The 11,202-nt window shown below is 43.9% G+C and carries 9 protein-coding genes and 1 pseudogene; 8 read left to right on the top strand and 2 right to left on the bottom strand.

Annotated elements, in window-relative coordinates; translation table 11 throughout:
- Positions 1–66: 66 nt before the first annotated feature.
- Both FTT75_RS15965 and FTT75_RS06145 read right to left on the bottom strand, forming a co-directional pair.
- Positions 67–370: pseudogene (locus FTT75_RS15965) on the bottom strand (hypothetical protein); the annotation flags it as partial.
- Between the two features lie 656 nt (positions 371–1,026).
- Positions 1,027–2,727, bottom strand: coding sequence for an NAD-dependent malic enzyme (locus tag FTT75_RS06145; protein WP_074383716.1), 1,701 nt, complete (start codon positions 2,725–2,727; stop codon positions 1,027–1,029).
- Positions 2,728–3,093: 366 nt separating this feature from the next.
- Between FTT75_RS06145 and FTT75_RS06150 the strand changes: the two genes are divergently transcribed.
- The 8 genes from FTT75_RS06150 (at position 3,094) to glmU (ending at position 11,199) form a co-directional block, all read left to right on the top strand.
- Positions 3,094–4,056 carry an alpha/beta hydrolase gene (locus FTT75_RS06150; protein WP_005094689.1) on the top strand — a complete coding sequence of 321 codons (963 nt, stop codon included), beginning with the start codon at positions 3,094–3,096 and terminating at the stop codon, positions 4,054–4,056.
- A gap of 347 nt (positions 4,057–4,403) precedes the next feature.
- Complete coding sequence (locus FTT75_RS06155; protein WP_100329688.1) at positions 4,404–5,915, top strand: aldehyde dehydrogenase family protein; 1,512 nt, start codon at positions 4,404–4,406, stop codon at positions 5,913–5,915.
- A gap of 405 nt (positions 5,916–6,320) precedes the next feature.
- Positions 6,321–7,436, top strand: a complete 1,116-nt coding sequence (ribBA, locus tag FTT75_RS06160; RefSeq protein ID WP_005105068.1) for a bifunctional 3,4-dihydroxy-2-butanone-4-phosphate synthase/GTP cyclohydrolase II — start codon at positions 6,321–6,323, stop codon at positions 7,434–7,436.
- A gap of 18 nt (positions 7,437–7,454) precedes the next feature.
- Positions 7,455–7,925: a 6,7-dimethyl-8-ribityllumazine synthase gene (gene ribE, locus FTT75_RS06165; RefSeq protein ID WP_004280926.1), complete on the top strand. Its 471-nt coding sequence runs from the start codon at positions 7,455–7,457 to the stop codon at positions 7,923–7,925.
- Positions 7,926–7,929: 4 nt separating this feature from the next.
- Positions 7,930–8,379, top strand: coding sequence for a transcription antitermination factor NusB (gene nusB, locus FTT75_RS06170; protein WP_004728813.1), 450 nt, complete (start codon positions 7,930–7,932; stop codon positions 8,377–8,379).
- Positions 8,380–8,397: 18 nt separating this feature from the next.
- Positions 8,398–9,315 (top strand): thiamine-phosphate kinase, encoded by a 918-nt coding sequence (gene thiL / locus FTT75_RS06175; RefSeq protein WP_180186079.1) that lies wholly within the window; start codon positions 8,398–8,400, stop codon positions 9,313–9,315.
- Positions 9,293–9,814 carry a phosphatidylglycerophosphatase A gene (locus FTT75_RS06180; RefSeq protein WP_180186080.1) on the top strand — a complete coding sequence of 174 codons (522 nt, stop codon included), beginning with the start codon at positions 9,293–9,295 and terminating at the stop codon, positions 9,812–9,814. Before thiL ends, FTT75_RS06180 begins: the two co-directional genes overlap by 23 nt.
- A 20-nt stretch (positions 9,815–9,834) precedes the next feature.
- The gene (gene glmU, locus FTT75_RS06185; protein WP_180186081.1) at positions 9,835–11,199 is read left to right on the top strand and encodes a bifunctional UDP-N-acetylglucosamine diphosphorylase/glucosamine-1-phosphate N-acetyltransferase GlmU; all 1,365 of its coding nucleotides are present in this window, start codon (positions 9,835–9,837) and stop codon (positions 11,197–11,199) included.
- The last annotated feature ends 3 nt before the right edge of the window (positions 11,200–11,202 follow it).

Raw genomic sequence — 11,202 nt, forward strand, 5'->3', positions numbered from 1 at the left:
CTCTCAGATCAGCAACGTATCAGAAACTGGAATCTGAGATTAAAAAAATTATACTTCATCTGTAATCTATTTTTTAAAAAGAGCATCCCCGATTTTATAATGACCATTTTCTGGTTTAAAAATAATTTGTTTTTTGATAAAGAACGTAAGGCCGATTGAATATTTGATACTGTAATGCTGTCTACACCGATAGAATCAGCTAGATGTGGTCTAAATTGAATACTATAAAGTTCAACTTGTGATTCAGCTATGGCTTTTAAGAGCAGCTGTTCTAATAACTTAACTCTCCCCCTAATCCCGAAAAGTCACGATGCCCTATGGTATCGGCTATAAGCTGTTACTTTGCAAAATTTATAGCCAGCATCCGGTTTCTTCAACTGCTCCATTACGACAGAAGTATTTTAAGGGTTGGATTGAGCACGGCCTCTTGCCAGAATTAAAAGAGAAGAGTGTGCTGATCATGGATCATGCGACGTTCCACAAAGGAAAAAGTTTAGGGTTAAAGATATTAATATCTTATTTAAAGATTATTGTGTGGAGTTATTTAGAGTTTAAGCTATAGGTGAAGTCGTGGATATTTCTCGATAAGCGATTGTAAGAAATTGATCTTTAAGAAGCTCGATCTTTTTTTAAGATGGCGAGAAAATTATTGACTCGATTTGTGAGGTTGCCAGCCGATTCATCAGAATTGCTCATGATCTATTACTTGGAAAAATTCAAGCAGAAACTCTCCACATGATCCAAAACAAAGAGAATAAAACTACATTAAATGACTAAAATCCCAGCCAATAAAAATTAAAATATTTTACATTAAATCATATATTTAAAATTAATATTATTTAATAAAATAAATCTCAGCGACTTTATCAAAATTGGAATCAGAGAGCTCGAGTCTCCTTTCCCGCTCCAGATTCAAAAAAGCCCTGATCGAAAGATCAAGGCTTTTTTTATGCATTGTCTATTTTAACCAATAAACGCTGACCAGCCCATAACGAGTGCTTAGTCAGAGCTTTTCTTCATTTAAAATTAGAAAGTGACCCGCTGATAATCACGATATTGCGGTGTCCAGAAATTATGCTCAATCGCTAACTGCAAGTCCTCAATACTTACTTTAGGCGCCACCCCATCCTCAATGGCAGCAAGGGCGACTTTCAACGCAATCTGCTTTGAAATAGACTGCAAATGATCGAGACTCGGCAATAAATCCGCTTGTGGGTCTTGCAACTTAGGCGAACAATCCGCCAGAGCATTACTAGAAGCCATCAGCATATTATCTGTAACACGCTTCGCACCCGAAGCAATCACCCCCAACCCAATTCCGGGGAAAATATAAGAATTATTGCACTGTGAAATATGATGGATTTTTTCCTGATAATTCACCGGTGCAAAGGGGCTACCTGTGGCAATCAGCGCTCTACCCTTAGTCCATTGCAAAATATCTGCCGGTACTGCTTCTACCTGTGAAGTCGGATTGGATAAAGGGAAAATAATTGGCTGCACGCTATTCTCAGCCATAGCTTCAACCACTTCCTGCGTGAATAATCCCGGTTGCCCTGAGACACCGATCAGTACTGTTGGCTTGGCATGCTTCACGACATCTGTTAATGAAATCATGGCTTCAGCATCTGCCCAACTTTCTACATGTTCAGCAGGCTGTGCCAATTTACGCTGAAAATTCAGTAAATTCGGCTGGTTTTCAGTGATCAGACCAAAGCGGTCAACCATAAATATCCGTGCACGTGCTTCGCTATCGCTCAAGCCTTCCGCAATCATTTGTTTAATGATCTGTTCCGCAATCCCGCAACCAGCTGAACCAGCCCCCAGAAATGCCACCACCTGATCTTTCAACTGCTTACCTGCTGCACGCGAAGCGGCAATTAAACTTCCGACCGAAACCGCAGCGGTTCCCTGAATATCATCATTAAAGCAGCAGATGCGATCACGGTATTTTTCCAGCAAAGGCATGGCATTTTTCTGCGCAAAGTCTTCAAACTGAATCAATGCATCCGGCCAGCGCTGCTGAATGGCCTGAATTACCATTTCGACAAAAGCATAGTATTCATCGCCGCTGATCCGCGGTTCACGCCAACCCATATAAATCGGATCATTCAGCAATTGCTGATTATTGGTGCCGACATCGAGAGTGATCGGTAAGGTATACGCTGGGCTGATTCCACCACAGGCAGTATAGAGCGCCAATTTACCAATCGGAATCCCCATTCCGCCAATCCCCTGATCGCCTAGACCCAGAATACGTTCGCCATCGGTAATCACAATCACTTTCACGTTCTTTTTATTAATATTGTGAATAATCTGTTCGATCTGATCGCGATCCGGATAGGAAATAAAGATTCCGCGATGACGGCGATAAATATCAGAAAAGCGCTGACATGCCTCCCCCACAGTCGGGGTGTAAATAATCGGCATCATCTCGCTAAGGTGATTTTCAATCAGGTGATAAAACAGGGTTTCATTGGTATCCTGGATATTACGCAAATAAATATGCTTGTTGATATCACTATTAAAAGCACAATATTGCTGATAAGAGCGCTGACTCTGTTCCTCAATGGTCTCGGTCACATGAGGAATTAAACCATGCAAATTAAAGCTTCTACGCTCTTCTTCAGTAAATGCAGAACCTTTATTGAGTAACGGGAGTTCTAATAAGGTATTTCCGGCATACGGAATATATAAAGGGCGTTTACTGTTCAAATTTTCTCTGGGCATTATTTAACTCTTCTAATCAATCCTCGGCACTTCGCCGAAAACAATGACATCACTATCGTTATTTTATATAGCCTATCCTGATTTTAGCCTTTTGGGGTATTTAGTAAATTGATAATACTTTTAGCAGGATTTTATAATCTGATAACGTAGCGTGATAGGAGAGATTTTGGTTAATTTTGTAATAAATTTCTTTTATCCATCAAAAATGCTTGTTCTATTTTAAAATCTCACTGATTTAAAATGGGTTATGGCCTATTTAAATAGTGTTGATCTTTTTCATACTGCTAAGGCAGAAGATTGATTTGACAAAAAGTTAAAGCTCATCAAGGATAAAGTATAAATTCAATAATATAAATGAGTATAAAAATGAGTGAATTCCAGCCCCTTTATCAAGCTGATATTTTAGGCATCGGCTATGAGCAAGCCACCTTGAGCTTTCCAGATGACTATGAGGGCAAAGTTGTAGCAACCCTGATACGTAAAAAAGCAGCGCAGCCTACTCCTAAAGCAGTTTTGTATATTCACGGATTTATTGATTATTTCTTCCAGACTGAAATGGCGGAACGCTTTAATCAGCAGGGTTTTGATTTTTATGCGCTGGATTTAAGAAAATATGGCCGTTCGATTCTACCGCATCAGAACTATTATAATGTGCATGAGCTGTCTGAATATGATGCAGAAATTAGCCAGGCACTGGATATTATCGCAAGCGAGGGCCATGATGCTGCCCTGCTCTGTGGTCATTCTACCGGCGGCCTCATCACCACATTGTACGCGGCACATCACCCTAATCATCGGTTAATCAAAGCACTCTGGGTCAACAGTCCATTTTATAACTTTAATATGAATCCGATAAAACGTGCGCTCGGCATCCCGCAGTTAAGCAAACTGGCAAAAAAATTTCCCGACCTTAAATTTCCGAGTGAGTTAAATAAATGGTATGCCACCAGTCTGCACAAGGATTTAAAAGGGGAATGGGACTTCAGTCTGGACTGGAAAAAGACCCGCTATCCAAGGGTACGGATCAGTTTTATTCGTGCCATCTATGAAGCACAAAAAGAAATTCATCGCGGCATCGAACTCGATATTCCGGTTCTGGTCATGCATTCGCATCAGACTTTATATCCCAAAAAATGGGGCAAGGCAGCGCAAACTAGTGATGTGATTTTGGGAGTTAAAGACATTCAGAAATATGCCAAAAAAATTAAAGCTGATGTCACGGTTCAAAGCATTCAGAATGGTTTACACGATCTGGTACTTTCAGACAAATCTGTACGTGAACAGGTCTACCAGCAGCTGTTTCAATGGCTCAACAGCAAAGGATTATAATGCCGGCAAACAGGAAAGATGATTTTAGGCTCCTGTTTTCTGTTAAGTGTTTTGATTGAATAAAATGGCCCTCCTGAATGTAATCCGCAACCATCAGAAATACATGAATCCTTCGATTTTTTAAGCGCCTGTTAAATGCTTATTTCTTAGGATAAGCTTCGATTAAATATAAAATTTAATTCCTATACTTCATATTCCAAATGTTGTCTTTTGTAGCAAGCGTGTAATCAAAGCACCACCTGTCTTTTTCCCTCTTTATAGTAGAGCTGACTGCTGAAACTGTAGCATTTTCAATTGAGAAAATAGGGTCAGCGTGTACCAATAACAATCATATAAAGGAATAGATTATGCGTTATGCAGACCCCAATACTGACGGTGCAAAAATTCAATTTAAAGCCCAATACGACAACTTCATTGGCGGCGAATGGGTCGCTCCAGTTAAAGGCGAATACTTTGACAATATCTCTCCGGTAGATGGCAAAGTCTTTACCAAAGTGCCGCGCTCTTCTGTAGAAGACATCGAATTGGCCCTAGATGCAGCGCACAAGGCCAAAGCACAGTGGAATAAGTCCTCGCCCACCACCCGTTCCAATATCCTGCTAAAAATTGCAGATCGTCTGGAACAAAATCTGGAACTGCTGGCGGTGGCAGAAACCTGGGACAACGGCAAGCCGATCCGTGAAACCTTAGCGGCCGATATTCCGCTATGTATTGATCATTTCCGTTATTTTGCCGGCTGTATCCGCGCTCAGGAAGGCGGCATTTCCGAGATTGATGAAGATACTATTGCCTACCATTTCCATGAACCATTGGGTGTGGTGGGTCAAATCATTCCGTGGAACTTCCCGATCCTGATGGCGGCCTGGAAACTCGCACCCGCCTTGGCAGCAGGTAACTGTATCGTGCTGAAACCTGCGGAACAGACCCCGGTCAGCATTTTAGTTTTAGCTGAACTGATTCAGGACATTTTGCCACCGGGTGTACTGAATATTGTCAATGGTTATGGTATCGAAGTCGGTCGTCCACTCGCGACCAATCCGCGCATTGCCAAGATTGCCTTTACCGGTTCAACCGCAGTCGGTCAGCAAATCATGCAATACGCCACCGAGAATATTATTCCGGTAACACTGGAACTTGGCGGAAAGTCACCGAACCTGTTCTTTGCCGACATTATGGATCAGGAAGATGATTATCTGGACAAGGCACTGGAAGGCTTTGCCATGTTTGTTCTGAATCAGGGTGAAATCTGTACCTGTCCTTCTCGTGCCTTGGTGCAGGAAAGTATTGCCGATGAGTTTCTGGCGCGTGCGGTAGAACGGGTACAACGCATTAAAACCGGTCATCCACTCGATACCGACACCATGATTGGCGCACAAGCTTCGCAGGAACAGCAGGATAAAATCTTAGGCTGTATTGCTACTGGCCGCGAAGAGGGTGCGCAGATTCTGACCGGCGGTGAAGCACGTCAGGAAGTGGGACAAGGTTTTTATATTGAACCGACCATTTTCAAAGGCACCAATGACATGAAAACCTTTCAGGATGAAATCTTCGGGCCGGTGCTGGCGGTGGCGACATTTAAGGACTTTGATGATGCCATTAAAATCGCCAATGACACCATTTATGGTTTAGGAGCAGGTGTGTGGTCACGTTCAGCACACACCTCTTACCGTGCAGGACGCGCGATTCAAGCGGGTCGGGTCTGGACCAACTGTTATCATATTTATCCTGCACATGCGGCTTTCGGTGGCTATAAAAAATCAGGGATTGGCCGTGAGAATCACAGAATGATGCTGGATCATTATCAACAGACCAAAAACCTGCTGGTGAGTTATTCAACCAAACCGGCTGGTTTCTTCTAAGTATGAATTTTCTCAAAAGCGAACTGCGGTTCGCTTTTTTTGTTTTATTCAAGTTTTTTAATATCTGGTAAATTTTTCTGCTCTTGATCGTTGACCAGCAAAATAAAAGTCTGAAAATCACAAAAACAGGAATAAAACTGTATAAAAAACAAATTAATACTTTAACTTAGAAGGACTTCGCCTAAGTTTTTCATTTTTTATGCATTTTGACTGTTCAAAAAACCTGCATAAAGCCCTGGCTTTCATTTAAAGTCGGCTTTCCATGATTCCAAAGACTGTGTATAACATTGAACCACTATAGGGAAACTAATAAGCATAGGCAAAATTGCTTAAAAAGCGTTAGACTATGTACCCAATAATGTCATGATTCGGTCTGATCAAGATCAAAAAAGAAGGTGAAGGTTGATGCCGCTCAATACTGTTGAAGAGCTTGTAGCAGATATCCGTGCAGGAAAAATGGTCATCCTGATGGATGATGAAGATCGTGAAAATGAAGGCGACTTAGTGATTGCTGCCACGCACGTACGTCCTGAAGACATCAACTTCATGATCACCCATGCACGTGGTCTGGTCTGCCTGACTTTAAGCAAAGAGCGTTGCCAGCAGTTGAATCTGCCTTTGATGGTCGATGCAAACGGTGCCCAGCATGGAACCAATTTTACCCTGTCAATTGAAGCGGCTGAAGGTATTTCTACCGGTATTTCTCCAGCTGAACGTGCGCACACGATTCAAACCGCTGTGGCTGCTCATGCCAAACCGGCAGATATTGTACAGCCAGGACACATCTTCCCGCTGATGGCACAGCCAGGCGGTGTATTGCACCGTGCCGGTCATACCGAAGCAGGTTGTGATCTTTCCCGTTTGGCAGGACTGGAACCGGCTTCGGTGATTTGTGAAATCATCAATGAAGATGGCACGATGGCGCGCCGTCCTGATCTTGAAGTGTTTGCTGAAAAGCATGGCCTGAAAATCGGAACGATTGCCGACCTGATTCATTACCGCATGACCAATGAACAAACGGTTGAGCGTATTGATCAGCAAAGTATCGATACTGAATACGGCAGCTTTGACCTGTACCGCTATCGTGAACTGGGTAACCCGGATATCCATCTGGCCCTGGTTAAAGGTGAGCCTAAAGAGGGCGTGACCACGGTGCGTGTACATGGTTTTAACCCGACCCGCGACTTGCTTAAACTGAAGAAACAGGATGGCGAACCGGCCTGGAACCTGGATCGTGCCCTGAAAGAAATTTCCAATAGCGATCGTGGTGTACTGGTCTGGATTGGCCAGCGCCATTTACAAGATTTGGGCCCAGCATTAGATACCCTTAAAGCACCAAAAAATGTAAAATCAAATTCTGCACTGTCTCAGCAGTATCAGACCATTGGTGTGGGTGCACAAATTTTGCGTGATTTAGGCGTTGAAAAAATGAAGCTGCTGAGCTCTCCATTGCGCTTCAATGCCCTGTCAGGCTTTAACTTAGAAGTGGTGGAATACATCACCGCACAACAAACATCTTAAGAAATCATCGAGGTTGTTATGGCTGTTCGCCGTATTGAAGGTATGTTACATCTCGCGAACGAAGACCGTTATGCGATTTTAGTTGGTCGTTTTAACAGCTTTGTGGTTGAACATCTGTTAGAAGGTGCCATTGATACATTGAAACGTCATGGTGTATCAGAGGATAATATCACTGTTGTTCATGCCCCTGGTGCCTGGGAACTTCCTGTAGTTGCGAAAAAACTGGCAGCTTCAGATCGTTTCGATGCCATCATCGCGCTTGGCGCCGTGATTCGTGGTAGCACGCCTCACTTCGATTTCGTTGCAGGCGAATGTGCCAAAGGTTTAGGCGTGGTTGGCCTGGACACTGGCTTACCTGTCATTAACGGTGTACTCACTACGGACAGTATTGAACAAGCGATTGAACGCTCTGGAACAAAAGCAGGCAATAAAGGTAGCGAAGCTGCCCTGACTGCGATTGAAATGGTTAACTTGTTAAAGGCTATTTAACGCTATGTCGCAAACACTTCAAGCAACTTATGCAGCAAAACGTAAAGCACGTCGCTTTGCTGTACAAGGAATTTATGAATGGCAAATGAGCCACAATCCGGTGCATGAGATTGAAGCACGTACGCGTGTGGAAAATGCCATGCATAAAGTGGATCTGAGCTATTATCATGAATTGTTGACTCAAGTGGTTGCCAATCATGAAGCATTGGATGCGCTCTTAATTCCGGTACTCGATCGTGAACTTTCAGCACTGGATGGTGTTGAACTCGCAACCTTGCGTCTAGGCGCGTATGAACTCAAAGAACATCTTGAGATTCCATATCGTGTGGTTCTAGACGAAGCGATCGAGTTGGCTAAACATTTTGGCGGTGCCGACAGCCACAAATACATCAACGGTGTATTGGATCGTTTAGCGACAACTTTACGTGCAGCAGAAAAGCAACAAGCCAACTAATTAAAGTCGAATTGTTGTATGGCTGAATTTTCGATTATCGACACCTATTTCAATCGCAAGAATACCCATTCTGTCGATTTAGGCGTCGGTGACGATTCAGCCTTGCTCACCCCTCCGCCTCAGCAACAACTGGTCATCTGTGCCGATACACTGGTTGCTGGACGACACTTTCCTCTCGATACAAATCCGCATGCCATTGGCTGGAAATCGGTTGCTGTTAATCTTTCCGATATTGCCGCGATGGGTGCAAAACCGCATAGTATTCTTCTGGCATTGAGCCTACCCCAAATTGATCATGACTGGCTCAAAGCCTTTAGTCAGGGTTTGTATGATTGCTGCGATCAATTTGGCGTGAGTTTAATCGGGGGTGATACCACCCAAAGTCCGCATCTCACTTTATCTGTGACAGCCTTAGGCTGGGTCGATATTGGCCAAGCGGTGCCACGCTCAGGTGCAAAACCAGGTGATCTGATCTGTGTCAGTGGAACTGTCGGCGATGCTGCTTTTGCCTTAAATCATTTAGGTCATCCGCTACAGAAACGTCTGGACTATCCGACGCCACGCTGTCAGCTCGGTGCCGCCTTAAAAGGTTTGGCGCATAGCATGATTGATGTCTCGGATGGTTTGGCCCAAGATCTTGGACATATTCTCAAAGCCTCGCAAGTCGGTGCCAAGCTACAACTGGAACACTTACCGATCAGTCCTGCCCTGCAGGCCTTAAGCGAGGCACAAAAATGGCAGTATGCACTGGCCGGTGGCGACGATTATGAATTATGTTTTACAATAAGCCCGCAAAATTACGAAAAATTATTGCAAAAACAACTTGATGTTTCGATTAGTATAGTCGGCACAATTCAGCAGCAGCACGGCTTAACTTTTGAAAAAGATGGCGTAGATCATTTGCTTCAATTTAATGGGTATCAACATTTTGCATAAACCTGCGATCAATTTTAAAGCCATGTCATGGACCGACCGACTGATTGTGTTTATTGGCGTTGGCTTCGGCTCAGGACTGATGCCTAAAGCACCGGGGACCTTTGGTTCGGCCTTTGCACTTTTATTTATCCCGATTTGGCTGCATCTTGATTTTCTAAACAGTCTTTTTGCCATTGCCATCATGTCCCTGATTGGCATATATATCTGCGGGCATACTGCCAAGGTCATGGGCGTTCATGATGATGGCCGCATTGTCTGGGATGAATTCGCCGGACAATCCATCACATTTTTACCCCTGATCTATCTCGGCCAGATGAACTGGCTCTGGCTGCTGGTCGGTTTTGCCCTGTTCAGATTATTTGATATCTGGAAACCGTGGCCGATTCGGGTCATTGACCGTCAGGTCGACGGCGGTTTTGGCATCATGCTGGATGACATCATTGCTGGCCTGTGGGCGGCTCTTTGTATTTTGCTTTATTTTTACTTCACCGTGGCATAAGCCATATTTAGGATTAGAACATGTCAACGACTGTTATTATTCTTGCTGCAGGTAAAGGCACGCGCATGCGTTCAAGCTTACCGAAAGTATTACAACCGCTTGCAGGACGTCCTTTACTGGGTCATGTCATTGACACAGCAAAAAAATTAAACGTAGATAATATTATTACCATTTACGGGCACGGTGGCGAGCAGGTTCAAGCTGCTTTTACAGCGCAAAAAATTAAATGGGTTGAACAGAGCGAACAACTGGGGACCGGTCATGCCGTACAAATGACTTTACCTGTCCTGCCCCAAGACGGCGTATCGTTGATTCTTTCTGGTGATGTACCCTGTATTAACCCGTTCACCTTGCAAAAATTACTCGATGCCACTGCAGAAACTGGCATTGGTCTGGTCACGCTCACCTTGCCAGATGCCAATGGTTATGGTCGCATCGTGCGTAAAAATGGTCAGATTCAGGCCATTGTTGAACATAAAGATGCAACGAACGAGCAACGTCAGATCCAAGAAATTAATACTGGCATTTATGCGGTCAGCAATGCCAAGTTGCATCAATGGCTGCCAAATTTAAGCAATGAGAATGTTCAGGGTGAATACTATCTGACCGATATTGTGGCGATGGCTCTGGCCGATGGTATGCAGGTTGCTTCGGTAGAACCTGAACAAGCCTTTGAAGTTGAAGGCGTAAATGACCGTGTGCAACTGGCAGCATTAGAACGTCAGTTTCAGGCATTTCAGGCCAAACAGCTGATGCAGCAAGGTGTACATCTGATTGATCCGAGCCGTTTTGATTTGCGTGGTAATTTAACTGTCGGTCAAGATGTACAGATTGATATCAACGTGATTATCGAAGGTGATTGCGAGCTGAGCGACCATGTTGAAATTGGCGCTGGCTGTATTATCAAGAATACCAAGATTGCAGCTGGCACCAAGGTTCAGCCATATAGCATTTTAGATAGCGCCATCGTTGGTGAAGATACTCAAATTGGACCTTTTGCACGACTCCGTCCGGGTGCACAACTGGCCAATGAAGTGCATATCGGTAACTTTGTTGAAGTTAAAAATACCACGATTGGTTTAGGCTCTAAAGCCAACCACTTTACCTACCTGGGTGATGCTGAAATCGGTGCCGGTTCTAATATCGGTGCAGGAACCATTACCTGTAATTATGATGGTGCGAACAAGTTTAAAACGATTATTGGTGATCAGGCCTTTATTGGCTCGAACAGTTCATTGGTGGCACCTGTAAAAATTGGCAATGGCGCCACAGTCGGTGCAGGCTCAACGATTACCCGTGATGTGGAAGACAACAGTTTGGCAGTAGAGCGCTCTAAGCAATTTGCCAAAGAAAACTATCCACGTCCGCAAAAAATCAAGAAATAAGGG

The organism is Acinetobacter sp. YH01008 (assembly GCF_013420435.1).
GTDB lineage: Bacteria > Pseudomonadota > Gammaproteobacteria > Pseudomonadales > Moraxellaceae > Acinetobacter > Acinetobacter pseudolwoffii.

Bases quoted from the DNA above. Each gene is read 5' to 3' on its own strand.
- FTT75_RS06145 (WP_074383716.1), bottom strand. From the start codon at position 2,727: ATGCCCAGAGAAAATTTGAACAGTAAACGCCCTTTATATATTCCGTAT.
- FTT75_RS06150 (WP_005094689.1), top strand. From the start codon at position 3,094: ATGAGTGAATTCCAGCCCCTTTATCAAGCTGATATTTTAGGCATCGGC.
- FTT75_RS06155 (WP_100329688.1), top strand. From the start codon at position 4,404: ATGCGTTATGCAGACCCCAATACTGACGGTGCAAAAATTCAATTTAAA.
- ribBA (WP_005105068.1), top strand. From the start codon at position 6,321: ATGCCGCTCAATACTGTTGAAGAGCTTGTAGCAGATATCCGTGCAGGA.
- ribE (WP_004280926.1), top strand. From the start codon at position 7,455: ATGGCTGTTCGCCGTATTGAAGGTATGTTACATCTCGCGAACGAAGAC.
- nusB (WP_004728813.1), top strand. From the start codon at position 7,930: ATGTCGCAAACACTTCAAGCAACTTATGCAGCAAAACGTAAAGCACGT.
- thiL (WP_180186079.1), top strand. From the start codon at position 8,398: ATGGCTGAATTTTCGATTATCGACACCTATTTCAATCGCAAGAATACC.
- FTT75_RS06180 (WP_180186080.1), top strand. From the start codon at position 9,293: ATGGGTATCAACATTTTGCATAAACCTGCGATCAATTTTAAAGCCATG.
- glmU (WP_180186081.1), top strand. From the start codon at position 9,835: ATGTCAACGACTGTTATTATTCTTGCTGCAGGTAAAGGCACGCGCATG.